General features: G+C 63.0%; 21 protein-coding genes and 3 pseudogenes. 12 read left to right on the top strand and 12 right to left on the bottom strand.

What is annotated here, in order from left to right:
* The first annotated feature begins 141 nt into the window (after positions 1 to 141).
* Both ACETK3_RS18555 and ACETK3_RS18550 read left to right on the top strand, forming a co-directional pair.
* The gene (locus ACETK3_RS18555) at positions 142 to 1,155 is read left to right on the top strand and encodes a M48 family metalloprotease (protein WP_373993327.1); all 1,014 of its coding nucleotides are present in this window, start codon (positions 142 to 144) and stop codon (positions 1,153 to 1,155) included.
* Complete coding sequence (locus tag ACETK3_RS18550) at positions 1,152 to 1,523, top strand: hypothetical protein (protein ID WP_373993326.1); 372 nt, start codon at positions 1,152 to 1,154, stop codon at positions 1,521 to 1,523. Before ACETK3_RS18555 ends, ACETK3_RS18550 begins: the two co-directional genes overlap by 4 nt.
* 116 nt (positions 1,524 to 1,639) lie before the next feature.
* On the opposite strand, the gene ACETK3_RS18545 is transcribed toward ACETK3_RS18550, so the two are convergent.
* Positions 1,640 to 2,683 (bottom strand): hypothetical protein, encoded by a 1,044-nt coding sequence (locus ACETK3_RS18545; protein WP_373993325.1) that lies wholly within the window; start codon positions 2,681 to 2,683, stop codon positions 1,640 to 1,642.
* A gap of 115 nt (positions 2,684 to 2,798) precedes the next feature.
* A complete protein-coding gene (gene mobF / locus ACETK3_RS18540) occupies positions 2,799 to 7,397 on the bottom strand; it encodes a MobF family relaxase (RefSeq protein WP_373993349.1) in 4,599 nt (1,532 codons plus the stop codon).
* A gap of 432 nt (positions 7,398 to 7,829) precedes the next feature.
* Between mobF and ACETK3_RS18535 the strand changes: the two genes are divergently transcribed.
* Positions 7,830 to 8,207, top strand: coding sequence for a hypothetical protein (locus tag ACETK3_RS18535; protein WP_373993324.1), 378 nt, complete (start codon positions 7,830 to 7,832; stop codon positions 8,205 to 8,207).
* Positions 8,208 to 8,586: 379 nt separating this feature from the next.
* Here ACETK3_RS18535 and ACETK3_RS18530 read toward each other — a convergent pair.
* The 5 genes and pseudogenes from ACETK3_RS18530 to ACETK3_RS18510 all read right to left on the bottom strand — a co-directional run.
* Positions 8,587 to 8,887 (bottom strand): annotated as a pseudogene (locus ACETK3_RS18530) (chromosome partitioning protein ParB); the annotation flags it as partial.
* Positions 8,888 to 9,038: 151 nt separating this feature from the next.
* On the bottom strand, positions 9,039 to 9,860 hold the full coding sequence (locus tag ACETK3_RS18525) for a nuclease-related domain-containing protein (RefSeq protein WP_373993323.1): 822 nt from the start codon (positions 9,858 to 9,860) through the stop codon (positions 9,039 to 9,041).
* A gap of 310 nt (positions 9,861 to 10,170) precedes the next feature.
* Positions 10,171 to 10,350 (bottom strand): hypothetical protein, encoded by a 180-nt coding sequence (locus tag ACETK3_RS18520; RefSeq protein WP_373993322.1) that lies wholly within the window; start codon positions 10,348 to 10,350, stop codon positions 10,171 to 10,173.
* A gap of 288 nt (positions 10,351 to 10,638) precedes the next feature.
* Positions 10,639 to 11,442, bottom strand: coding sequence for a hypothetical protein (locus tag ACETK3_RS18515; RefSeq protein WP_373993321.1), 804 nt, complete (start codon positions 11,440 to 11,442; stop codon positions 10,639 to 10,641).
* A 536-nt stretch (positions 11,443 to 11,978) separates the two neighbouring features.
* A complete protein-coding gene (locus tag ACETK3_RS18510; RefSeq protein WP_373993320.1) occupies positions 11,979 to 12,521 on the bottom strand; it encodes a hypothetical protein in 543 nt (180 codons plus the stop codon).
* Between the two features lie 276 nt (positions 12,522 to 12,797).
* Between ACETK3_RS18510 and ACETK3_RS18505 the strand changes: the two genes are divergently transcribed.
* Both ACETK3_RS18505 and ACETK3_RS18500 read left to right on the top strand, forming a co-directional pair.
* Complete coding sequence (locus ACETK3_RS18505) at positions 12,798 to 13,307, top strand: DUF4365 domain-containing protein (RefSeq protein ID WP_373993319.1); 510 nt, start codon at positions 12,798 to 12,800, stop codon at positions 13,305 to 13,307.
* Positions 13,304 to 14,425 (top strand): hypothetical protein, encoded by a 1,122-nt coding sequence (locus tag ACETK3_RS18500; RefSeq protein WP_373993318.1) that lies wholly within the window; start codon positions 13,304 to 13,306, stop codon positions 14,423 to 14,425. The genes ACETK3_RS18505 and ACETK3_RS18500 overlap by 4 nt, the downstream gene beginning before the upstream one ends.
* Before the next feature lie 175 nt (positions 14,426 to 14,600).
* Here ACETK3_RS18500 and ACETK3_RS18495 read toward each other — a convergent pair whose 3' ends face one another.
* The 3 genes from ACETK3_RS18495 to ACETK3_RS18485 form a co-directional block, all read right to left on the bottom strand.
* Positions 14,601 to 14,858, bottom strand: coding sequence for a hypothetical protein (locus ACETK3_RS18495; protein ID WP_373993317.1), 258 nt, complete (start codon positions 14,856 to 14,858; stop codon positions 14,601 to 14,603).
* A 108-nt stretch (positions 14,859 to 14,966) separates the two neighbouring features.
* Entirely contained in the window at positions 14,967 to 15,488 is a 522-nt protein-coding gene (locus ACETK3_RS18490; protein WP_373993316.1) for a single-stranded DNA-binding protein, read from the bottom strand.
* A 49-nt stretch (positions 15,489 to 15,537) separates the two neighbouring features.
* On the bottom strand, positions 15,538 to 15,798 hold the full coding sequence (locus ACETK3_RS18485) for a glutaredoxin family protein (RefSeq protein WP_373993315.1): 261 nt from the start codon (positions 15,796 to 15,798) through the stop codon (positions 15,538 to 15,540).
* A gap of 456 nt (positions 15,799 to 16,254) precedes the next feature.
* Between ACETK3_RS18485 and ACETK3_RS18480 the strand changes: the two genes are divergently transcribed.
* The 7 genes and pseudogenes from ACETK3_RS18480 to ACETK3_RS18450 all read left to right on the top strand — a co-directional run bounded on the left by ACETK3_RS18480 (position 16,255) and on the right by ACETK3_RS18450 (position 20,100).
* Positions 16,255 to 16,509: a helix-turn-helix domain-containing protein gene (locus ACETK3_RS18480; protein ID WP_373993314.1), complete on the top strand. Its 255-nt coding sequence runs from the start codon at positions 16,255 to 16,257 to the stop codon at positions 16,507 to 16,509.
* Between the two features lie 94 nt (positions 16,510 to 16,603).
* Entirely contained in the window at positions 16,604 to 16,927 is a 324-nt protein-coding gene (locus ACETK3_RS18475; protein ID WP_373993313.1) for a hypothetical protein, read from the top strand.
* Between the two features lie 17 nt (positions 16,928 to 16,944).
* Positions 16,945 to 17,280, top strand: a pseudogene (locus ACETK3_RS18470) (ATP-dependent DNA ligase); the annotation flags it as partial.
* 49 nt (positions 17,281 to 17,329) lie between these two features.
* Positions 17,330 to 17,497: pseudogene (locus ACETK3_RS18465) on the top strand (ATP-dependent DNA ligase); the annotation flags it as partial.
* Positions 17,498 to 17,500: 3 nt separating this feature from the next.
* Positions 17,501 to 17,950, top strand: coding sequence for a hypothetical protein (locus ACETK3_RS18460; RefSeq protein ID WP_373993351.1), 450 nt, complete (start codon positions 17,501 to 17,503; stop codon positions 17,948 to 17,950).
* Between the two features lie 365 nt (positions 17,951 to 18,315).
* Entirely contained in the window at positions 18,316 to 18,693 is a 378-nt protein-coding gene (locus tag ACETK3_RS18455) for a hypothetical protein (protein ID WP_373993312.1), read from the top strand.
* A 72-nt stretch (positions 18,694 to 18,765) separates the two neighbouring features.
* Positions 18,766 to 20,100 carry a hypothetical protein gene (locus ACETK3_RS18450; protein WP_373993311.1) on the top strand — a complete coding sequence of 445 codons (1,335 nt, stop codon included), beginning with the start codon at positions 18,766 to 18,768 and terminating at the stop codon, positions 20,098 to 20,100.
* Positions 20,101 to 20,687: 587 nt separating this feature from the next.
* Here ACETK3_RS18450 and ACETK3_RS18445 read toward each other — a convergent pair.
* Positions 20,688 to 22,040: a ParB/RepB/Spo0J family partition protein gene (locus ACETK3_RS18445; protein WP_373993310.1), complete on the bottom strand. Its 1,353-nt coding sequence runs from the start codon at positions 22,038 to 22,040 to the stop codon at positions 20,688 to 20,690.
* A gap of 349 nt (positions 22,041 to 22,389) precedes the next feature.
* Positions 22,390 to 22,818, bottom strand: coding sequence for a hypothetical protein (locus ACETK3_RS18440; protein ID WP_373993309.1), 429 nt, complete (start codon positions 22,816 to 22,818; stop codon positions 22,390 to 22,392).
* Positions 22,819 to 23,000 lie beyond the last annotated feature (182 nt).

Below are 23,000 nucleotides of genomic sequence, written 5' to 3'. Positions count from 1 at the left end.
GGGTTTGAGGTTCTGGAGAGCCTCGCCGGGGCTGTTCGAATGCCTTAGAAGTCATAGCTGGAAGAAGAAATGTCGGTGCCCGGTGCTAGCGTGCCGGGCACCGAGAACATACGGGACCACGTGCCGTATTGGGGGGCCAGAATGAACATCAACTACAACTCCGACACACCTGCATCGGTGAAGCGCCGACGGCGCGGCATCGACTGGACGGTCCTCGTGCAGCTGCTCGCCATGGTGCCCTCGCTGCTGGTCGGCCTGGGGATCGTCGTCCTGCTGACCTCGCTGCTGCTGGGGTACATCCCGAACCGGCCGGCATGGACTCAATGGGCACCCCTCGGTGCCGCCGGACTGTGGTTCCTGCTCGGATTCCTGTGGTTCGCGCCATTCATGCAGTCCTTCCTGGCCCAGTCCTTCTTACTGCTCCGGCCACCGGTCCAGGCAGAACTGCGTCACATGGAGTACTCCTGGCATGAAGTCCTGCGCCGGGCCGGCCTCGACAACAGGGCCAAGTTCCGGCTCTGGATCCAGGACACGAACGAACTGAATGCCAGCGCCGCCGGCGGAAGCATCGTCTCAGTCACCCGCGGCGCGTTGCGCTACAGCGGGGACCACCTCGGCGCGGTCCTCGCGCACGAGCTCGGTCACCATCTGAACGGGCACACTTACCCGGGTCTTCTTGCTTGGTGGTTCAGTCGGCCGCTGTACTGGCTCAGGCGACTGGTCAGGCTGGCGCTTCGCATAGCATTGGCCATTCTGCGCTTCATTTCCTACCTCAATGCTCTGGTCGCACTGGTCGGTTACCTCTTTGTCGGCACGGCCTACCTCACCATCCTGATCGGCCTCGTGCGCGGCATCGTTTGGGCGTGGGAAACATCTTGGATCGCTGTCGTGGTCCTTGCCCTGGCGTTTGCGCTGGCCCCGGTCATGAACCGGCAAGCCGAGTACCGGGCGGACAGGATAGCAGTCCAGCTGGGCTATGGTCCCGCGCTGGTCGACGTCTTCCGGGAATGGCAGAACTTCGGCTTCGAGGATCACGGCCGGCGCGGTCTTCGTGCCCTGTATTTGGCGTCGCACCCGCCACTGCACGCACGGATCCGCAGAATCGAAAATCAACTCACCCACGGAGGCAGATACAACGGAGGAACCGGGAAATGACTGTGGAAACCTACATCGTGGCAGCTGTGGCCGGCGCGGTCCTCTTTCTCTTCGCCATCATCCAGCCAGGCTTGGCGCACGACCGGCGGAAATTCGGCGAGAAGACGTACTCATCCGTTGAAGGGATGTTTATGGTTTGGGGATTCCTGGCCCTTGTGGTGGGCGTTTTCGGCCAGGTATTCTCCGTCACTTTGGACATCGCGGCCGGAGGGAGAAACAGCGACATCCTCACGGACGAGACGATCAACGCCCTCATGGTTGCAGCGATGACGGCAGCTGCAATAGGGGGCACCCTCCAGTGGGCAAGGCTTCGGGCAGCGTTTCGTAAGGAACAGCAGGCCTCCCTCCGGATAGCCCACGATTCTTAAAGTTCAACGACCGGCCTGTATCCCGGCTGAAGGCAAAAGCATCCATACGGGAGGGGCGTCAAAAACTACTTGACGTCCCTCCCGTAGTTCTGGCGTGACCCTGGCGGGTTAGCCGGCTATCGTTGAGGTCCGCCGATTTCGGGGCGAGGGGCGGGCTGATCCGATGTCTGGAGGCGCTGGCGTCCCTTCAGAGCCTGCGAAGCTTGTTCAAGCAGCTGCCGGATGGGTTCAGAGGCCGCAGGGTCTGCACGCTGGCTGCGCTGGGCGTTGAGATACCAGTCGAAACGCTCCTTGATCGCGTCAATAGTCTTGGGCGAGTTCGTTCCGACGCCCAAACTGACGGAGTGATCCAAGGCCGGGCGTTGAGCATCGGCCACGGCTCGGACCGCCCTAAGCGCTTGGCCCTCCTTGCCCTGGTGGACTAGTCTTGATTCTGAAGCAACAGCCGGCCCTCCGCCTCTTTGAGTGCCGACAGTTGGCTGGACCCCCGGACCTTGCTGCGGCAGATGGGGGTTGCTTCCTTTAAGGGCCATTCCGGTCCGGGCGTGCAGCACCGTGGTAACGGGTTTTAGGGGAGCGAACCAGGTCTCGTCGGATCGCGCCAAGCGGTGGTAGAAGCTCCATGAAGACAGGTCGGCCGCCCACAGCAGTTTCTCATCCCACGGAGAAATGGACTCAACGGTGACGGAGCGGTGGACGAGTCCGGCGCTTTTCAGGCGCGTCAAAACGTCGTGGTCTCTTTTGTTGCCGCCGGGATAGACGTCTTCCTTCAACTGCTCGAAGACGATCAGACGCGGCGGATCCTCGCGCCGTGAGTTCGTGGCGACCCGGGCGAGGGTGGTGATGCATTCTTCCCGGGCTCGTTGCAAACCTTCGGCGCCAATGCCGATTTCGGTTTGGACCGTGACGATGTTGAAGTCCACCACCTGGGCAAGATATTCGTTCAGTTCCAGGATCCGTGGCCGCAGTTCTTCGACCGGCCCGAGTTTGCCGTTATAGGCCTCGGTGGTGTGCCAGTAATCCTGGCCGACAATGCGTTCGAGCTCTTTGCGGACGCTCTCCAGTGATTCTTTGGGGATCGTGACGCCGCTCATCGTGTAGAAAGGCCGCTCACCATAGCTGTTACCGGGTGGGCGGAGGCTTTCGTCGACGAACACCACGGGCCCTGGGGTACGGGCGTAGAGGGTTTGCAGTCTTTCCTGTGCTGCCCGTCCCCGAAGGCTCCCCATCTGCTCCCTTTGCCGCCTGCTTGGCCGTTGGGCCGGTCAGCCCAGCCTACAGGCGCGGGCCGCGGGGGCCTTGTTCCGGGCCGTCGGCGGGACCTGGCTGGTCCCGGCGGCGTCGCTCTTCGGCGGCTTTGGCTTCTGCTTGTTCCTGGCGGAGCTTTTCGATGGCCGATGAGGTGCCGCCTGGCTGGGCTGCGCGCTGTGCGGCGAGTTTCTCGGCGAAGTCCGGGCTGTTCTTCGTGGCCGTTTCCTGCTCGCGGCGGACCTTGATCTGGTCCAGGGCTTCCTTGACTGCTTCCGGGGTGCTGGTCTCAGGCTCGCCGCCTTGGCGCTGGGCGCGGTTCTCCCGGACCTTACGCGCCAGTGCGGCCAGTCGTTCGGAGCGTTCCTGTGCGGGGCTAAGCTGCGCTTCAGCGCCGCGGGCCTGTTGCAAGTGGTCAACCACGTCTTCTGCCGGCGTCGGGGTCTCCTTGACGACGGCCTCAACATGGGCGGCCTCGGCCATCAGCGATGCGTCAGCAGCGGAGAGGGGTTCCTTGGCGGTCTGCGCGCTGTACTTGTGCATGGCAGGGACCCGTGCAGTGAGCTCCGCACCCAGCCCCTTGGTTTGGTGGTCGGCCGGTACCGGTGCCGGTTCGCTGGCCGGGATCCGGTACATGCCCCGGTAGGTGGAGATCTCCACGGCGAGCTGACGCCATTGTTCCTGCCGTGCAGGATCGGACGGCACAGATCCCAGTGCACCGGCCCATGCTGGCGGCTCGGCCGCGAGCTGGGCACCCAGACGGTTAACCTCGGTGACCATGATCTCGCGCCGCGCGGCAAGTTCCTTCCTCCACAGTGCCGGGGTGTCCTCATGGGTGACGACGTCGGCCGGTGCCATCCAGGCCGGCAGCCTGTCATCGGCTGCTTCCCGGGCAACCGGGGCGGGCAGTTGGCGGCGCAGTTCGATTTCAGCACGGATCCTGCGGTGGATCTGCGCGGCCGCCTCAACCCTGGGCGTGTGCTCGTCACGGCGGTAGTTGCTCAGCGCGCCGCGTTCGTACGCTTCATCGGCGCGGGCCTCGGGGCGCATCAGTTCACGGAGGGCTCGTTCCTTGTGCAGGGAAGACGTCAGCCACCGTGCCTTGCGTGCGGCCGCGGAATCGTTGATCGTCGTATCGGTGCGGCCCTGCTGCTGGGCGGCGCTCAGCCTTGCTGCAAGGTCATCGTCGCTGAGGTGGCCGTGCAGGCGCCTCTGCCAAGGCGTGTCCTTCCGTTCGGCCATCCAGTCGCGAACGAGCTCCCTGCGGTCTGCAGTTTCGGCTTCCGGTGCGCGGGAAGCTTCGGCCTTCGCGCGCATCAGCTCGGCCACGGCGCGACGGTCGAGTCGTTCCAGCGCGTCGTCGCTGATTGATTCCAAGGGCCGGCTGAGCGGGTCCGCAGCGCGGGCACGCCACCGGTCAAGGCGGTCCTCGAGCCGCCAGGCCAGGACAGCGGCGGTGTCCTCGGACGCGTCGAAGGCTCCTTCGTTGACGCTGTCTTTCAGCAAGTGGACGAGGTTGAATCCTTCGTTCTCGGCCGCGCGCAGGTGCGTGGCGATCGCTCCCCAGGCGCTGGATTTGGTGAACGTCCCGGCTACGCCTTCGCCTAGTTCGCGGCGGGCGATGTTCGCCATCCGAAGTTCGTTGGCCTGCACATCGATGTCTCTGTACTGTTCGGACATTTGCGGCAGTGACCGGGCATGGGCGCGGGCGGCGTCCATCTGTTCGTGGGCGGTGAGGTTGCCGTCGTGGTTGGCGGCCACGGCCGTCAGAACGTCCTCCATGGTTTCCCCGTCGCCCACGATGCCGTAGAGCTTGTTGGAGAAGCGGCCACGGGACGCGGCGACGTAGGCCAGCGCACGGGACAGGCCCGAGCTGATGAGAGCGTGCGTCGTGTCGCAGGTGATGCCCTGGGTGCGGTGGATCGTTGCCGCGTACCCGAGCATTGTCTTCCCGCGCACGTACTCGGCCGGCAGGGTGAGCTTGCCCTGGTGGCCGTGGTGGCGGACGGTCAGGGACCCGTCCTTGTGGGCCTGCACGACGTCCCAGACATCGTTGTTCTTCACGAAGTCCTTGCCCCTGTTGGTGGACAGGCGGCGGTTGTTCTCGCGGGTAACAATGATGTCCCCGGCACGTGCGGTCAGACCGTCCCGAAGCATCGCTGCCGCAGTCTTGGCGTCGAGCGCACCTGAGGCGATCCGGTACGCCTGGGCGCGGGCGTTCAGTTCTGTGACGGTGGCGTTATCGAAGGCCATCATGATGGAGTGCTTGCCGGCGTTGGTGTCTTTCTGCCACGCCTCGAACACCTGGGAAGTCATCGTCTCGGGGTCCCCTCCGACGACGCGGCGGTTCTCCCGGTAGAACGTCCACGGGTCATCGGCACCGTTAACCGGGGGTTCGCGCAGCGCGAGTGTCGCTGCTGCTTCTGCCTCGTTGGGGGTGTGGTCAGCGTTCCGGAAACGGTGCAGGTCTTCCAGGTGCACGGCCCCGACAGTGTTCTTCAACAGGCGCAGCGCACCACCTGATCCCACCGCTGACAGCTGCTGGTCATCACCGAGTGCGCGCACCACAGCGCCGTGCTGTTCTGCGATCGTTACCGCGGAGGCGAACAGCTCCGTGCCGACCATGCCTGCCTCGTCAACGATGATGACGTCCCCCGGCTTGGGGGTGGTTTTCTCGTCGTTCGCCCCTGTCCTGTGGGTGAGCACGAAGGAGTCAATGGTGGTGGCAGTGGCCCCCAGCTCGGTACCCATCACGGCGGCCGCGACGGCTGTGGGTGCGAGTCCGAACACCCGTCCGCCGGCGGCACGGACGGTGTCGGCGGCGAGCTTCAGCGCGGTTGTTTTGCCCGCTCCCGCAGGACCAACACCAACCAACAACAGCCGGTCGCTGCACGCGAACTCCCGGGCCATCCGCAGTTGGCCCGCGTCGAAGGTCTTCTCCTGCCCGGCCAGTGCCGTATCGAACGCGTCAACGGTTGCGGCGGGGATCACGACGTTCTGCGCGGCCGTCAGCAGGCGGTCTTCGCTGTGCAGGATCCCGGCTGAGGTGTACAGCGTGGAGTGCGGCTTGCCGTACTTGGTGGCCCCGTTGGAGAGGCGCAGAGCGTCAATCTCAGGGGTAGGTGTTTCGGGTGTGATGCGGAGCGAGAACTGGTCCGTGGCGCGGGCCGTGACCTGCTCCAGGAGGGCCGGGGGGATGGGCATTTCGCCGAGCCGGGATCCCAGCCGCCGCGTCGCTTCGGCCCTGATGTGATGTTCTCCCCAGACGCCCCGGCTCTGTTCCAGGCGCTCGATGACGCCTTGGGCTTCCACGATCGGATCGATCTCGTCAGCGTGCGCGACCATCCACAACGGCCGGTCCATCTCGGCCTGCTCGCGTGCGTCATGGCGATGTGCCCGGGCCTTCTCGACAGCGGCAGGTCCGACGACAACCCCGGGGATTCGGCCCAGTTCGTCCATCCATTCATCGACCAGGACCGAGAGTTGGCGGGCCTCCTTCTTGGAGGGCCGGGTGTCCAGTGTCGCCTGTTGGGCAAGGGCGATGAGCTGCTTCCTATTGGGGGCGTAGCCGTGCTTCTCGGTGAACTCCTGGGACAGTCCGTCGAGTACCGGCTTGATGCCTGCACGTCGTGAAGATGCCGCTTCGATGGCCGCGACATCGACGCCGGCGATCTCGATCACGGGACGGTCCCCGTTGACTTTGCGCTCAACCAGGCCGACACCCAGACGGGTGCAGATCTTCTCCATGACCACCCGGTTGTACAGCTCCGACGCGGCAACGTTGAACTGGTACAGCAGACGCCCATCGAGGCTGGACCACTTGCCATCTGCCCCGAGGACCTTGTTGGAAACCACGATGTGATCGTGCAGCTGAGGGTCACCGTTGCGGGAATCGTAGTGCCGGAACTTGGTGTAGATCAGGCCGCCGTCCACGTCCTCCTGGCGCACCCCGTTGCGGCCTCTGCGCGTGAACGTGGCTTCTTTTTCGAGGTAGCGCATGGTCTCTTCGATGGCCTCGTTGTGGGCCGCCTCGATTTCCTTGCGGGCGTCGTCTCCGCCGATTGCCCACAGAACTGATGCCGATTTCGCAGGAGCGAAAACGAGGTCGTAACCGGCGACTGCCTGGGACCCTGGCTTGGTCTGGGCGGTAACGAAACGTCCCAGTTCTTCCTTGTCGGAAGCGTTGCGGCCGTTGAGCTCACGGAAGTACTGGGCACCTTCCTTCATGCGGATCAGGCGTCGGGTGTCCGCGTCCGGGTCGGTGTGGTTCATGCGCCGGTAGTCGCCCATCGAACGGTCAATACGGGCCTTCAGTTCGTTGTCCTTCTGCCCGTAGCGCGGGTACCGGGCGCCCAGACGGACGTCGGTGGACGGGTCAGAGGCAAGAAGCGCTTCGGCGTTCGGGTGCAGTCCCTCACCGAACAATGCCGCCATTTGTGCTTCGGTGACCTCGCCCGAAACGTCCAGGTGGGCTGATCCTCTGCCGCCCCATTGGCCGGGAGGGTTGCCGTCCACTGTGTAGTAATCCCCGAGGCTGCGATCCCCTGCGCGCAGCTCGTCAGCACTGGCGACTTCACGTGTGTAGTACGTGTATCCGTCGCCGGCACTGAGCTTGTGCACGGTCATCACGGAGCCAGCATACCCGCCCAACCGCCTCACTCGTCGATGATGCATGAGGTGTGACAGATTTTGGCGGTTTTCGTTCCGTGGAATCGGTGGACACGACGGAGGAGGTAGCCGAGGGAACAGAACGAAAACCGGTAGGATCGGGCCATCAAGTCTTTGATGCGGTTCTGCACATGAGAATGGGCGGTGGGTAACACGCTTTTCGTTATCCACGGGTCGTTCGATTGTGTAGAACCGCTGCCCGTGTTATCCCCGGGTGGGCAGCGGAGAGACTCCATTTCTCTCGGAGCCGTCCACGTGGGGGCAACCCGGGCACGGCCAGCCCGAGCGCAAGCGAGGACCGATGCGGCGCACGCCGCCGGCCGTGGACCTGACCCGGCGCTAGCCGTTAGGTCCGGTCCACGGCCGCACCCAAGGGGAGGGACCCAAACGATGGCAGCACCAAGGAAGTCCGCGCAGCAGTTGGCCGCGCGGGAGAAGGCGCGGGCTAAGGCCCAGGAGTTGACCGAACGCCACGAGAAACTGATCGATCTGGCAGCGGAGTTCTTCGAGCAGCAGGAGCAGGCGGAGTTCATCCGTGCCGACGCAAAGCAGAAGGCTGATGCGCTCCTGGCCAAGGCGGAAGCGGATGCCGAGAGCGCCGTTCGCGGCGCGGCGGCGAAGGTCCAAGCCATGATCGATTCCGGTGAAGGAAAGGCCTCGATTGCCGCACGGTTGGGGTTGAGCGGTGCTGAGGTGAAGCGGATGCTTGACCTCGTTTCCCGCAAGGACGCCGGGGCTACGGAAGCGGTTGTGGAACAGGCCGCCTAGCAGAGACTGTACTGTCGTGATGTGTGTGTGTGGCCCCGACGTTTCGTCAGGGCCACAGTGCTGTGTGCTGTTAAACAGAGAAAGGCCGGCTGGTGGGCCGGCCCCTCTCCGCTCCTTTCGGCAAAGGAAAACTACGGGTTCAGCTTAGCTGAAGAGAAAGTACCCCTGCGGCCGGCACGGTAAACGCCATTGGGTTCCTGGCAGCGCGGCACCTGGTCTGGATCCTGGGTGGTTGCGGTGAATGGCGGTCCGCCGCTGGTGAGCAGCCTCTGTGGTTCGCCCTGGGCGGCGGACCGCCCGACTTCTGGAAGGTTCCTTAGCCACCTCGTGGTGAGTGCTGCGGAGCCTTGCCGGTGGGGGTTCCGCCCGGCAAGGGGTTCTATGCTGCGTCTGTGTCGCCGGTTTCCTCGTCCGTTTCGGTGACGCTGTCGAGGATGATCTGCTCGACCTCGCTTGCGGTGTATCCCCATGCGACGAGCTGGGTCAGGTAGTCGGTGTGGCGTTTGCTCGGTGAGCGCCACGAGTCCTTGGCGATCGTCTTTTCATACCCTGCGTGCGATCAGGGCGAACTCGGGCCGTGCCGTGCTCTTGGCGACGTGGTCCCGGAGCGGGTTCCACGCCCACGCATTGGACTCTTCGACCTTCGCGCCGATCATCTCGGCGGCTACCTTGCCTTCGTGCACATGGCGGTCGGCGTGTCGCTGCCAGCATCCTTCACGCTGTGGACCGCAGCGATAAATGGCGGCATTTTCGCAGCGCTAAATGTCACCCCTAGTGCCCGTAACCGATCCCTTAGCCTGCTTCCGAACAGCTTCGAATCGACACCTGACGTCACGCAGACTTAAACCGCGAGGATACCGTCTCACGCATCCTCGCCACATCAACGTCGCCGGCTGTCGCCTCTATAAGCACTTTGGCTAACCGTTTCGGCCAGAGGACGTGAACGCCACGAGTCGAGAACGAGCCCCCGATCAGGGGCCAGTCTGCTTCGATGAAGCACAGCGCCCCGGTGACCGGAACATCCCCGACAAGGTCACGCACGACGTCGACCTGTTTGAGCACCCCATCGACCAGTTTCGTGCAATCACGCCGGCCAACGAGGAGCTTCTCGACGCGTGGGCGAAGGATGCCACCCTCGATCTTCAGTTCAGGCCGTCCCTTGTACCGCTTGGCATCGATCACCCAGATTCCACCGGGAGCGATGGCGATGTGGTCGATGTTGGCCTTCGAGCCGGGGATGCGTCGGTCGTGAAGGACAGCCAGGCCATCGGCGGCCAAGGCATTTAGCCGAGCGCCGAGGCGTTCCTCACCGATCGCGCCTCGATCCCAGGACTTGGTGTGCGGCCGCTCGTCAGAGAGGGCGACTGCGAGGCCACCGAAGCGACCCCACTTCTCGCGGAGCTTTTCCTCGTCCTTCGCCTTGCGGCGCTCATATTCGCGTCGGGCGGACGACCCGGCTACTCCGGAATCAGCGGACAACGACTCAACACAAGGTGGCTCCGGGTCGAGGGACATGGTTTCCGTAGACTCGGTGGCACACTCCAAGCAGCGGATGGTCTTCGTCTCGCTCTCATAGATCGCTTCTGTCCCGGCCGGAAGAGAGGCACCGCACAGCCGACACGCTCCGGCAAACCGGAGCCTCATCTGCTTCATGAGGATGCACTTTGGATCACCGGCACGGACCCAGTCTGCTTGTAGATCACGGCGGTTAGGCCGTGGACGCGCTTTGCCATGGCTCAATCCTCACCCACGGCAGGAACTGTTTCGGGGTGTGCCGCGCGTAGCGACATCCAAAGACCTCGCGAACTGTCCCAATGAAGGATCCCTTACGGGGGCGCTCCACACACGGTCGATGCTGGATCTTCGAAGCCACGCAGGCGGCTGCCTGGCGGGCGCAGTGGGACTTCGAGGCAAAGATGCCTTGACAAGGCGTCGTCCGGCGGTTCCTTAGAAGAAGAGCTAATCAGAACGAACCAGGGCAAAGCTTGTCGTAGGCGAAGGTAACAATGGCGTCTTGGTCTTCCGTTGAAATGTCAGTGCCGGCAAGCTTTGTAGCCAGCTCTGTTACTGCCTTCTTCTGACCCAACGCGTCGACGTCCTGGCAAAACTCTTGTGCCATGTCCCTTGCGTCTACTGGATCCATGTCAGTGACCTCAGGATTACCGAGCTGGCCCCCCGTAGAGCTGCATGCTGCCAACAGGACAGCGACCAGGGGAAGCAAAGAGACGGAAGCCAGGCGACGGTTCATGTGCTGAATCTTATATGCGTCCTGGCGTCGGACGTGATCCTTCAAAGCTTCGCAATAGAGGATCCTTTATCAAGACGGGACGACCAAACTCGTCAACGGTTCGAAGCCCCGCCTTCGCAATGTGTGACTGTTAACTGAGAATGGCGGTTCTTTCACAGCTCCGTTTGGCGGTGATGGTTTTCGCTAGCTCACTGCCGTCGATACACGGTCGATCAACGTCGAGATTTTCGTTCTAAAGTAGCGACTGAGTAGGTCGTCGGCGACCGCACCAGGCAGCAGGAATTGAACGCGGCCGTCTCCGACTTCGAGGTACATGTAGGGAGCCTGCCCAGCGGGTGATGCCGCGAAGGACACTCTGCTCGAGCTGACACCGGCCGGGATATCTTCGGGGAGCAGAAATCTGCAGGTTTCGACGTCAGCGAGCAATACGGTCAGAGGCGGGGTCGGTGAGCCCATCGCCAGAGGATTTACGTACGGCCATTCGAGGTGCACCAGTCTGTCCGGCGTGGCCAGCAGAACGCCATCCCATACCTGCTGAGCGTCCCCCGATCCGGCGAAGATCGAGGCGGCAACGACGAAGGAGTTCTCCTCATTGGACGGACCGCCGTCGACGTACTTTAGGGCGCGCTGAACCATCATTCGGTCGTCGGACCTCATTTTGAGATCGGCTATTTGCTCCATATAGGCCGATCCGATCGCGTCACCCGCTTCTGGGCCGAACAGCTTCCAAAGTGCCCAGAGGATCAACCGGATGCCGCTTTCAGCCGGATCCCCTGGCCGCGCCGAGGCTTCTTTGAGCTGGCGCTCTAGGTCATTCACGACGTCACTCGCAGCCGGCCGGTCCAGCAGGCACAGCTCGCCGTCAGGGTAGCGCTTTCCTTTCGGGAAGGTGCAGACATTTGCGATGAGATTCGCCAGTTGGGGCGAGAGTCCTAGAGTGACCAATCTTCCGAGCATGGCGTCGGCAGCCATCGACTTGAATCCCATTCGGTCATCTTGGTGGCAGACAAGATGATGCGTCAACGGCCCCTCGCAGGACGGACACATTGAAGCTGCCCGTTGCCGGCAGGCCTTGTCGCCATCGCTCGCATGGGATCGCCTTTGGTGGAAATCAGAGGGGTGCCCGGTAGCCGGTCCCCCACCGCGACACCTTCCGGCCGCTCCCCCGGCGGCGAAAATCGCATACAGACGCGCGGGGCGCTCCCCAACGCTCGGCCTACCAGTTGTCTCGCTAAGGCCTCGCCAAAAGACGGTTCGGGGCCGGCCGCCGCACGCTGAGGGGCGCGTCCCGTTTCATCCGCGCAGAGCTATAGGAAAGTCTCCTATTCTCTCGACCTCGTCCCCTTCAAAGAGACCAAGAAGGAGGCGTCCGCCGGGCGCTAGGGTCCGCGCCAGTTCCCGGAGAACAGAGGGAACCTGAGCGGGTCCGAAATGGATCAGTGAGTACCAAGCCAGGATGCGTGACGCGTAGCCGTCCGCATGGAGCGTCACACCGACGACTAAGCCCGGTCGATTTGGGCCCCTCATGCTGCTGGCATGGGGGGCTTCATTTGCCGGCGCCGCGGGCCTGAGTAGGCCCGGCGCCAGTAAGCTGCTTCCGCGTCCGTGAGGATCTCGTAGATCCGCTCGGCGGTGAACTTGCCCAGATAGGGGCTTTCCTCGCTTTCCAGGTCTCCCAGGGAATCGATCGCGGCCGCCAGCAGGGTGTCATCCCCGATGGACTTCTCCACCCATTCGCGGACGCCGTCGGCGGCCAGCTCTTCCCATGTGTACGGTGAGGTGGCAATGGCTTCGCGGACGGCGGCGAGACGCCCCCGAGGGTCCGTGCTGCGGGACTTCGTGTAGAGGCGCAGCTGATACTCATCGGAGGTCACGGGCAGAGGTGCCCGCCCGGTCGGTAGGTGCGAGGTGGCGTGTGCGGGGATGACTTGGTAGCGGGCCGAGCCGGTGTGGCGGTGGTGGAGTTCTTGGCGGATTTCCCTGATGCGATGGCCAAGGCGGGGACCGCCGGCAGCGGGGGCGGGCTCGCCCTTGTTGCTGTCTTCGATATTGGTGCGTGCTGGCATGATCTGTCCCGAGGATGCGTATGCGCCTTTCCTCATCGTATTCCCGGGGTCGCTTCACGGAACTGTTCAACCACCGCTTCGTTTTACTTTGTCCTCCCCATTGCGAGACATATCGACGCCGGGGACAGAGCGTCGCTGCCTACCGCGGCAGTAAGCCCCAGGGTCGCGGTCGAAATAGGCGAAATGCCGCGTGATCGGGGCCATCAGTTCTTTGTACGACTAGCTGTCCTCTCCCCTGTAGCATGAGCAAACTTGTTCATTGCTTTGGGGAGTGCCGTGAGTAGCGCAATACCAACCGGGTCGACGTTATCCCCAAATGCCCGCAAGGGGCGCTACGGGATCGCGTACTTCCAGAACGTTTGCGCGCAGTTTGGCGTTGGGTTCGACGAAACCTCCGCTGACGAAGATGTGCTTGCGATCGATGGCACAGTCCAGTTTCCGGCGCTTCCGGTGCGCATTCAGGTGAAGTGCACGAAGAAGATCTTCGGATCCGCCGGTGTTCTGTCTTGGCCGGTCACAGAAGAGTGGAAAACCAAGTGGTCTAGAAACTTTGGGCCTGCTTACTTCGTGGTGGTCCAGGTGCCTAATGACGTGCCTGGTGACTGGATAGACTACGCCGGCGCGGGCATCACAACGCACCGTTCAACGGCCTATTGGGCAAGAATCGACACGACATCAATGGGTGCCTCGATCACGATCCAACGAACCAACAGACTTACGGCCGAGACACTGGCGGCGTGGAACGCGGACCTTTTGTCATGCTTCTCTGAGGAAGGTGCCGCATGATGGCTTCGGAGAGCCTTGAATGGTTCCTAACCAAACATGAGTGGCGGCAGATGACCCAAGGCTCTGCAGGCAAACTCTGGAAGCATGAAGATGGGGCCGTGGTTGCCGTCCCCTGGGAACTGTCACCAAATGACCTGCAATGGGACGGAGTAATCGCTCGCATAGCAGCCCCGCTACATGAAACTGCACCCACCGTGTCGACAGCCATTCGGAATGCGTACGTCGACGTGACAGATTTTCGGGCAGCAGACGACATCCTCATTGAAGGATCGATCCCGGTTGAAGCCGGGTTCTCTCTAATTTCGACAGCAAGGACGATCCTCAGGGCTAGTGCCACCACGTCGCGGGGGACCAGAGCGCAAATTGGGGGTAACTATTCCAAGCCAGCAGAGAGGATCGTGGAGCAGGCACGCTTTGGTCACACCAAGAAGGGGTCCTATATCCTCCCAATGCTTGTGCCCCTAGACATCGGTTCCATCAGGGGCAAGGACTCAGCGGGACATCAGCTTTTTTCCTACGATCATGAGCCTGAAGAGCGACGGGCCACCCGGACCATGGCGCAGGCCCTCACTGCAGTACAACGCCTGGTGGTAGATCCAGCGAAAGAGCCTTCAGCCGGAACACTGGACGACTTGATAACCGCCGGTGTCAGCCGTGAAATGGTTACAGCCCTGCATGACATTGTTTCCTCTGAAGCCGTCTCCGTCTTCTCAGCCGAATTTGTATGGGCGGCCGCACTGGAGTCCAATTCGACTCTCCCTAAGTCTGTCTCAATAGCGGCCGGGGCCTCTGAACTCCTGCAGCTGACGGCCAAAAAAATGCGCCCGGCCCCGAAGAAGCAGACTGAATCCTTTACCGGACCCATTGTCCAACTTCGCGACGAAGAATCCCTGACGTTCGGTGAAGTGAAGATCCAGACAGTCCGAAAGGGGCGGAGCTGTGAAATAGCTCTGCTTCTATCCGACGACAACCTCCGCAAGTCTCATGAATGGTTCAGCACGAAGGAAACCCTCGTGGTGGAGGGTGAGGTGACGTCCGTTCCTGGCAAGGGGCTCCGCATCCTGTCACCGGCAAGAGTCCAGCCGTTACGCGAGACAATGCTGTTCAGTACGGAGTAATCCGAATTTCGCGGTGATCGATCTCAACGCTTGCCTTCGGCGCCCGTGATCGCCATCAAAATGTGACCCTCCCGTTTCCCTCCGGGCAGGGCCGGCGTGAGCCGGCCCTGCCCGGGTTTTCCTCAGCAAAAGTAGCCGGCCTTGCTTCATCGTCCTTCGGGCGCTGTGCCATGGCTTAGCCGTCCTCTTTCCGGTGCTGCATTTCTTCGCGGGTCCTGCGTCCTGGTCTGAGCTCTCCTGCTGGGACGCCGGGCCATTTCTTGCCGCCGTTGTACTTGCGCTGCAGCCGCTTCAGTTCCCTCAAAGTGGCGCCCTCGACAAGGTCGGTGATCGACGCATACCCCTCGAGGTGCCCGACAGCTTTGACAGCGGCGCGGATCTGATCCGCGTCGGTTTCCGTGAAGTACGGAGAGACGGACTTCTTCTTACTCACCGGGCGGTCTGCGCAGTTCCTGGGCCATGGCGTGGATCCTGTCGTGTGGAGGTGGGTAGAAAGCTTGGTCGGGGCCAGCGTATCTGCCGGCCCCGTCCAAAGCAGGGTTTAGAAGGGCGGTTCGGAGTCTGGTCCGTTGCCCCAGCCACCGGCGCTGCTGGTCTGCGGAGTAGCCCAGGGGTCGTCCTGGGGGGCGGACTGGCCGGGCTGGCTGCCCGGGCCCTGGTTGCCGAAGCCGCCGGCTCCCTGTCCGCCCTGGTTGTTGCGCTGGGTGCGGTTGACCTTAGCGTTCGCGTAGCGGAGGGAGGGCCCGATTTCGTCCACTTCGAGTTCGATCACGGTGCGCTTCTCGCCTTCCTTGGTCTCGTAGGAACGGCTCTTGAGCCGGCCGGAAACGATGACCCGTGTGCCCTTAGTGAGGGATTCGGCCACGTTCTCCGCTGCTTCCCGCCACACGCTGGCCCGGAGGAAGAGCGTTTCGCCGTCCTTCCATTCGTTGGCCTGCCGGTCGAAGGTCCGGGGTGTTGAGGCCACAGTGAAGTTGGCCACCGCGGATCCGGAGGGTGTGAAGCGCAGCTCGGGGTCGTTGGTGAGGTTGCCGATTACTGTGATGGTGGTTTCGCCTGACATGGTTTCGTTCCTTTTCTCTTGGTTTCGTTCTGGCGGTTACTGCTGGGATCTAGCGGTTCTGGGTTTCGATGGCGATGACCTGGTCAATCTTGCCCGGGTTAAGCCCGGACCAGTGGTTTTCGCTGCCTTCCCGCTCGTACACGACGACGGGGACCTGGGAGTAGCCGAGTTCTTCGGTGATGTACTCGAATGCGGCCTGGTTGGTGGTGACGTCCACCTCGTGGACGGAAAGGCCGGCCTCAACGAATTTCTGCTTGGTCTTGTTGCAGCCAAAGCATCCGGAGGGCTTGATGTAGATGGTTACGGTCATTGTCAGCACCTGGTTTCGTATCTCATTAGTTAGGTTCGTCTGTCCGCCTTGCTGCTTCTATTCTATCCCGTATTAAACTGAATAAACAAGGGTTTTCCCGCGAAATATAGGGGTTTTTTGACTACATTTTGTTGAGTTTTGGGTGGCTACAAGTGCCGTTCGGGACGCTGCTTGGATCACGCGGGCCTACGGAAATCTGGTGGTGATTGAGCGCCCGCCCTGCAGCTTGTGGCTGTCACCGCCCGTAACCACGGGAGAAGCCCCCCGGCGCCTTAGAAGCCGCCTCGTGCTGATGGTTCCTGTGCCCGCCTCGGCTGGGCCGCACGCTGGATGTGTGTCGTCCCGGCTGAAAAAACTTGCCCTGGATGTTGGTGCGTCCGGCGTAGAAGTCTTGGTCCATGGGGCAGCCCCGTGGTGGTTGATGGGTCGGGGCTTTGGGCAAATACGATGAGGTCCATGACCGAGACTCCTGCACCGAACCGTCGTTTCCTGACTATTGAGCAGGTAGCCCAGGAGCTGAATGTGAGTGAGGTCCAGATCAGGGCTTTGCTGAGGTCAGGTGACCTCCGCGGGATTCAGGTTGGGGGTCGGGGTGTTTGGAGGATTGGGGTCAACGATGTCGAAGACTTCATTGCTGAGGCCTACCGGAAGACGGCGGAGCGCATCGCTGCCGGAGATCTCGGAGATCCGGTCCAGGGGATGGAGGAATAGGGGTTTTTGCGGCTTCCTTTGCCGGCCGTTGACGATTGGATTGGGCTTGTTCGTGGCTATGGTTTGGCGTGGTCGGTCGTCGTTACGATGAGCCATGGATACCACCGACCCGCTGGAGGTACTGCGACGGGGTGAGCAGCGCCGCTCTGAGGCGCAGCTCGGGCTTGTCACTGAGGTGTTGGGTGCCCTTAAGGCTATGGGTGAGGCCGAGATGGCGCTGTATGCCGCACGCAGGCGCTACATTGGGGCTTTCAAGAGGGCGACGCAGGGGCGATGGACAGCTAAGGAACTAAGGGCGGCGGGGTTGCCGACGCCGAAGGTGTCCGTCCTGAAGAGGCGCATGGATATTCGTCCCCGACCAACGCCCGCCACTGACGCGCCGACTGACGCGGTGGACGGCGACGCCCAGGCCGACTAGGCCGGGACTGGTCCGCTGTGGAGGGTGTCCGGGTGCCGGCGGCTCTGCGGCCTCCGGTGGAGCTTGCCTTGGCGAAGGCGGTGGAGTCGATCCCGCGTGCTGGTGCGCTGCCCGGTGGAAATGTTTACGAGATGAAGTGGGACGGCTTTAGGGCGGTTTGTCTGGTCGACGTTGATGGGGTGTCGTTATGGTCACGGCAGGGGAAGGACCTGAGCAGGTACTTCCCGGACGCTTTGGCGGCCGTGACGGAGCAAATTCCGACTGGTTGTGTTGTCGATGGTGAGCTTGTCGTGTGGTCCGGGGACCGGCTGGATTTCGATGCGCTGCAGCGGCGCTTGGTGACTGCCAGGGCGGCGTTGCCCGCGGTGGTGCGGGAGCGTCCTGCCTCGTTCGTGGCGTTCGATGTCCTGGCCGCAAGATGCCCGCGGGCTGCCGTTCCGGGACCGGCGGGCGTTGCTCGAGGAGCTGGCGCGTGCGTGGGTTCCGCCGTTGAACGTGTCTCCGGTGACCAGGGACCGGGCGGTTGCGGAGACGTGGTTTGAGGAAATGCCGGCCACAGGGGTGGAAGGGATTTTGATCAAGGGTGATTCTCAGGCCTATGAACCCGGGAGGATCTGGCTGAAGGTCAAGAGCAGAAACGCCACGGACGTGGTGTGTGCTGCGGTGATCGGCCCGATGGCTCAGCCACGGGCGGTGGTCGTGGGTCTGCCGATGGCCGGGGGGTTGCGGATTGTTGGCCGGTCCTCTCCCCTGTCCGCCAGGGCAGGTCGTGATCTGGCCCGGTATCTGCATCCGCCGCAGGGGAAGCATCCCTGGCTGGCGGAAATTAGCGCTAGGGTGCTGGACAGGTTTAACAAGGAAGGCGGCACGGTACGGCTGACTTTGGTGGAGCCGTTGGTCGTGGAGGTCTCGGCCGACGTTGCCTGGTCCGGGCGTGCGTTCCGGCATTCGGTGCGGCTACTCCGTGTACGTCCGGAGTTGCATCCGGATGAAGTGGAGCTCCCGGATCATCTGGGAGGTTAAAGGAGCGGAAGGGCCGGCGATGCCGGCCCTTCCTGGCGTAGTCGATTCCCGCCCGCATAAAGGCGTAGACACCTCGATGAGGTAAGGGTGGAGCCGGATTATTGTGCTGGGCTCGCCATGGCCTAACGTTGGGTTGTTTCTGACCACCAAGTGACAAACCGTGGGTCGCGTTGGGTGGAGTCGTTCCCATCAACGACGTTTCGACCCATGCGTGACCATGCTTTGCCCACGTCTGACCGTTTGCGTGTCGGATGTGGGCGGTTTTTGGGTTCTCGTCGATCAAGTTAAGAGAAAGGGGTGTGCGCATGGCCGCTCGTACGAGCAAGGCAGACACACCAGCGAAGCCGCAACCGCATCGTTTCCGCGTGAGCGTCCCCGCTGCCGATGAGGCCGTGCTGGCGTGGATGGAGTTGCAGGAGAATCCGTCGCTGTCGGTGCGGATGCTGATCCGCGAGAGCATTGAGCGCCAGGGCTACATCGATATCGTGAACCGCCCGGTGAGCCGGCTCCCGAAGCGCGGACACCCTGCTGGGTCCCCCGAAGAGGCGCGCGCGGTCGAAGAGGATGTTCCCGAGGCTCAGGCACAGATTCCCATCTCGGACTCTGCACCGAGGCCCGGGGCTGTGGTTCCGGCACCGGTACATCAGTCGCAGCCGGCAGTTCCCGCTCCGGCTCTGCATGAACCAGAGCAGTCAACTGGAGAGCAGCTTGACGTCAACGACATCTTCTCCATGACGCGCTAGCTCCCGCACCCCGTAGCACTACCGGCAGCACAGGCGAGCACCACCCCACACGCTCTCAACGAAGGGATCACCATGACCATCTCGATCAATCTCACCGGCGGCATCGACGTCGGCAACGGCTATGTCAAGGGCATCATCCGCGGCGAAGGTGCCGACAGCGCCACCAACATCGACGAGATCGACCTGCCCAGCGCTGTCGCGCTCATCACCCGGTCCAACGCAGTCCCGGATGCCGACAGCGAGGCTAAGTCCAAGATGGACGGCGACTTCTACAATGAGCTGGACGTGAGCTTCGCCTCGCCGCTCATCGGCGACCAGTACCGCCGTCTGTTCGGCACTCGAGCACTGAGCGCTCAAGGTGCCTTCGATGAGTTCGACGTCGTCGGCCGGCGCAGCAAGGCCCAGCAGGAGCTGAGCAAGGTCCTGGTCATGGGTGCCTTCGCCGCCAAGGCCCTGCGCGACTACGTCCGTCAGAACGGCGCACTTCCGACGGCGGTTGAGACGCTGAGCGTGCAGGCGCGCGTCGCCTTGGCGCTGCCGATCAACGAGTATCTGGCGCATCGCACCAGCTACGCCGCCGAGTTCACCACCGGCACGCACACGGCGACCATCCACAACTTCGACACTTTGGTCACGGTGAAGCTGCGGTTCGTGGACGTGCAGGTCATCCCCGAAGGAGCCAGCGCCCAGTATGCGATCACTGCCAAGGGCGAGCCGCTGATGGAAGCCATGCTGGCCGACGTCCGCCGCCGTGGGGTGGCACTGGAGGGCATCACCTCCGCTGACGTGCTGGCCGCCCAGCACACGGTCAGCATCGACATCGGCGAGGGAACCGTGAACTTCCCGGTGTTCACCGCCGGCAAGTTCAACGCCGATGCCTCGACCACCTACCACAAGGGCTACGGCTCGGTGCTCACGGACGCGCTGAAGGCGATGGATGACCGGGGCTTCGTCTCCGGCTTCACCTCCCGCAAGCAGCTCGCGGAGTACTTGCAGGCAGGCCCGTCGCCGCTGAAGCGGAAGTTCTATGAGAAGGTCGCCCAGTTCGTGGAGGAGGAGATGCTGTTCTTCTCCAAAGAGGTCGTCGAGCGGTTCGGCCGCGTGCTGGCCGTCGTCGGCGCCACCACCGAGGTCGCCTACGTGTACGGCGGCGGTTCAGGTCCGGTGAAGACCTTCCTGTACCCGGCGCTGCTTGCCAAGGCCACCGAGATGAACAGCGAGGATGCTTTCCCAACGCTGTACCTGGACTCGTCCTACTCGCGCCACCTGAACCGCGAGGGCCTCTACATCGCGGCCGAGGCCGTGGAGCGCAAGGCTGACGCCGCACCCGCACCGGCCTCTCGTGGCAAGCGCAGCGTCCGGGACACCGGCTCTGAGGATAAGGAACTCGCTGCGGCCGCTGTGTAGTCCGTCCAGCTCATCATCGTGAAGCCCGGGGTACTGGAACAAACAGCACCCCGGGTCTCCAGGCGGCCTTGATAGCCAAGAAAAGAAGCCCTTCCCCAGGCCTACCCGGGAAGGGCTTCTTTGTGCCTGGAGTTCATGGTCCAGCTCAATTTCCGGAATCCGCCAGGTGCCAGGCCGGAGCTGGATCCGAATGACGTGCAGTTTCCCGGCCATTTGGGCGGTTAAACGAAGGAAGGCCGGCTGGTGGGCCGGCCTTCTCCGCTCCTCGGCAAAGGAAATCTGTGGTTCAGCTTAGCTGAACTGTCGTGCAGCTGTTGGGTCGTGATGCTGTCGCGGTGTCATCGTTGGATTGGCCTGGTCACGTGGATTGGCCTGGTCACGCTTGTTCATCGGATTCTGCGTCTGGTTCATGCGGCACCTGGCTGTCTGCCTTGGTAGTCGCGGGAATGGCGGTCCGCCGCTGGTGAGTGGCTGCTGTGGTTCGCCCTGGGCGGCGGACCGCCCGCTGTTTGGGAGGTTCCCTGCCTGCTCGTGGTGAGTGGGGCGGGGCCTCGCCGGGCGGTGGGGGTTCCGCCCGGCGAGGGGTCTTACTCTGCCGCCTCGTCCTCGGCTGGCTTGGCGCTGTCGAGGATGATCTGCTCTACCTCACTGGTGGTGTAGCCCCATGTGACGAGCTGGTTCAGGTAGTCCCGGTGGGTCTGGGACGGGGATCGCCACGAGTCCTTGGCGATGGTCTTTTCGTACCCTGCGCACACCAGCGCGAGCAGGGAGAACTCGGGTCGTGCCGTGGTCTTGGCCACGTGCTCCCGGAGGGGGTTCCACGCCCAAGCGTTGGATTCTTCGACCTTCGCGCCGACCATCTCAGCGGCTACTTTGCCTTCGTACCCGCTGGCGGTTTCGGAGTGATGGGTGATGGCGTGGAGGGTGAAGTACTGCCATCCCTTCGGGGCCTGCTTCTTCGCCAGCAGCGACTTCACAAACTCGCGGCGTACGGTCGTAGCCGAGACCATGGCTTTATTGTTCTCGATCAGGGTCTTCCGCTCGGCTTTCTGCTCGTCGGTCATGGGTCCCTTCTGCGCGTTACTGCCGCCGTCGTAGCGTTCGTATTTGGGGGTGAAGCCAAGTTCCTGCCAGCCGGTGATGACGGGCTTTGCGTTGTGCTGGCCCCGGTAGTCGGTGCTGATCAGGTAGGCGTTGGCCTCCTCGTCGGTGGCCGGTTCTCCGTCTGCCCGCTTAGCCGCTGAGACGTACAGGTTCTCGTCGTCGGCGTAGTGTCCGGCGTCCTCCACGATGGTCTTGCCTTGGGCTTCCAGTTCCGCCATCAGCGCAGCGAGGGCGGCGGCGCTTTCCCGGCGGTCGCGCAGCAGCTGGGCCACGTGAAGGAGCTGATCGGGTTCGTCCATGATGACCGACTCCAACTCAGCGGTGGCTTCCTCGTCCCCTTCGAACTCGGCCATGATCAAAGCCTCCTCGATGGTGTAACCCTTGCCCAGGGCGGCGGCACCGGCGTCGGACGCCTTGGCCTTCAACGCGCTTTCGACGGTGGTCTTGGTCCGTCCGGTCTTCTTGGCGATCGCGGCCGCCGAAACGCCGATCAGCGACAGCTGGTGGTAGGCGTCGGCTTCGTCCGCTTCGGTCAGCTCGGCGCGCTGGATGTTCTCCACCACCTGAGTGACGATGCGTTCGGCTTCCTCGGGGCTGTCGATGATCATCACCGGAATCCGGGGGCGCTTGGCTTCAATCGCTCCCAACGTGCGGCGCTGTCCCATCAGGACGTGCACGGTGCCATCGTCCTTGCGGTGGGCGATCACGGGTTCCATGACGCCGTGTTCCTTGATGCTGGTGATGAAGTCAGCGGTCAGGGCGGCGTCCTTGCGGACGTTGATGTCAACGGTCAGGGTTGCCGGGTCGAGCATTTCAAGCGTGGGTGTTGCGTTCATTTCGGTGTTGCTCCTTCTTGCCGAGAAGTTGGGTGAGTGGGGCGGCTCAGGTGACCGGCCAGCTTTCCCTCTCCCCCGTTGTTTTTTGGTTGCTGGCAAGCTCGCTTGCTCGGCGGCCGACGGAGCCCTGTCTACCCGCAGGGCAAGGGGCGGGAAATTCCCGGAGGAAATAAGCGACGCAGGAGCGCTGCAGGGAAATTCACGCGCCGCAGGCCCCGAGGAACGAGGGGCTAGACGGGGTGGAGCGGACGCCTAGAATCCGAAGGAATCTCAATGATGTTGTCAACGGATATCGGCGGTGCCGCTCGGGTGTCCCGGCCGGTGGATGGCCGGGACACCTCGGGGGTTTTTAGTCCGTCCAGCCGGGGTAGGGCTTGCGGTCCTGCTCCGGGAGGCCGGCGGCCGAGGCGGGGAGGTTGTCCGGGCCGTCGGACTGGCCGGAGGCCCAGTGGAAGAACACCTCGGCGGTGATCGCTTCATAGCAGGCACCCTGGGAGCGGAACCAGTGCGTGGTGGTGTCCCCTTCGACGTAGGTTCCGTAGCCGAACAGTTCCCCGTTCCCGTCACGGGTGCGGGCGACGGCGAGGATGATGTAGGGCCAGGATCCGGCGTCCCAGCCTTGGCTGCCCCAGTTCGGCAGCACAGACCAGGCGGTGCCTTCGAGGGTGTCCATCCAGTCGTAGCCGTCTCCCGCCCGGTCATCGGCAGGAAGGGCCGGAGCGGAGACCGGTTCAGCGGTGTCGGCTGTGGCCGTGTGGGTCTGGGTTTCTGTGGTCATCAAGTGATTGCTCCGTTTCGCTCGGCGGGGCGGGTTCCTGAAGTACCGGCTAACCCTCTCACCCACCATGTTTTTTGCCTGCTGGCGGAGCATCGCGTAGCTGTGCCCGACGGAGCCGGGGCAACCCGAAGGGCAAGCAGCGGACGGGTTATGTGAGGAAATAAGCGCAGCGCCGAATACAA

This window comes from Arthrobacter sp. E44 (assembly GCF_041877125.1).
In the GTDB taxonomy this organism is placed as follows: Bacteria; Actinomycetota; Actinomycetes; order Actinomycetales; family Micrococcaceae; genus Arthrobacter.
This window is presented reverse-complemented; position numbering and strand designations above follow the sequence as displayed.

What these genes read in the sequence shown, in the direction of transcription:
- ACETK3_RS18440 (WP_373993309.1), bottom strand. Translation starts at nt 22,818, where the DNA reads ATGACCACAGAAACCCAGACCCACACGGCCACAGCCGACACCGCTGAA.
- ACETK3_RS18490 (WP_373993316.1), bottom strand. Translation starts at nt 15,488, where the DNA reads ATGTCAGGCGAAACCACCATCACAGTAATCGGCAACCTCACCAACGAC.
- ACETK3_RS18510 (WP_373993320.1), bottom strand. Translation starts at nt 12,521, where the DNA reads ATGCCAGCACGCACCAATATCGAAGACAGCAACAAGGGCGAGCCCGCC.
- ACETK3_RS18485 (WP_373993315.1), bottom strand. Translation starts at nt 15,798, where the DNA reads ATGACCGTAACCATCTACATCAAGCCCTCCGGATGCTTTGGCTGCAAC.
- ACETK3_RS18515 (WP_373993321.1), bottom strand. Translation starts at nt 11,442, where the DNA reads ATGGGATTCAAGTCGATGGCTGCCGACGCCATGCTCGGAAGATTGGTC.
- ACETK3_RS18475 (WP_373993313.1), top strand. Translation starts at nt 16,604, where the DNA reads ATGGATACCACCGACCCGCTGGAGGTACTGCGACGGGGTGAGCAGCGC.
- ACETK3_RS18535 (WP_373993324.1), top strand. Translation starts at nt 7,830, where the DNA reads ATGGCAGCACCAAGGAAGTCCGCGCAGCAGTTGGCCGCGCGGGAGAAG.
- ACETK3_RS18500 (WP_373993318.1), top strand. Translation starts at nt 13,304, where the DNA reads ATGATGGCTTCGGAGAGCCTTGAATGGTTCCTAACCAAACATGAGTGG.
- ACETK3_RS18445 (WP_373993310.1), bottom strand. Translation starts at nt 22,040, where the DNA reads ATGAACGCAACACCCACGCTTGAAATGCTCGACCCGGCAACCCTGACC.
- ACETK3_RS18450 (WP_373993311.1), top strand. Translation starts at nt 18,766, where the DNA reads ATGACCATCTCGATCAATCTCACCGGCGGCATCGACGTCGGCAACGGC.
- ACETK3_RS18555 (WP_373993327.1), top strand. Translation starts at nt 142, where the DNA reads ATGAACATCAACTACAACTCCGACACACCTGCATCGGTGAAGCGCCGA.
- ACETK3_RS18550 (WP_373993326.1), top strand. Translation starts at nt 1,152, where the DNA reads ATGACTGTGGAAACCTACATCGTGGCAGCTGTGGCCGGCGCGGTCCTC.
- ACETK3_RS18520 (WP_373993322.1), bottom strand. Translation starts at nt 10,350, where the DNA reads ATGGATCCAGTAGACGCAAGGGACATGGCACAAGAGTTTTGCCAGGAC.
- mobF (WP_373993349.1), bottom strand. Translation starts at nt 7,397, where the DNA reads ATGACCGTGCACAAGCTCAGTGCCGGCGACGGATACACGTACTACACA.
- ACETK3_RS18480 (WP_373993314.1), top strand. Translation starts at nt 16,255, where the DNA reads ATGACCGAGACTCCTGCACCGAACCGTCGTTTCCTGACTATTGAGCAG.
- ACETK3_RS18525 (WP_373993323.1), bottom strand. Translation starts at nt 9,860, where the DNA reads ATGAAGCAGATGAGGCTCCGGTTTGCCGGAGCGTGTCGGCTGTGCGGT.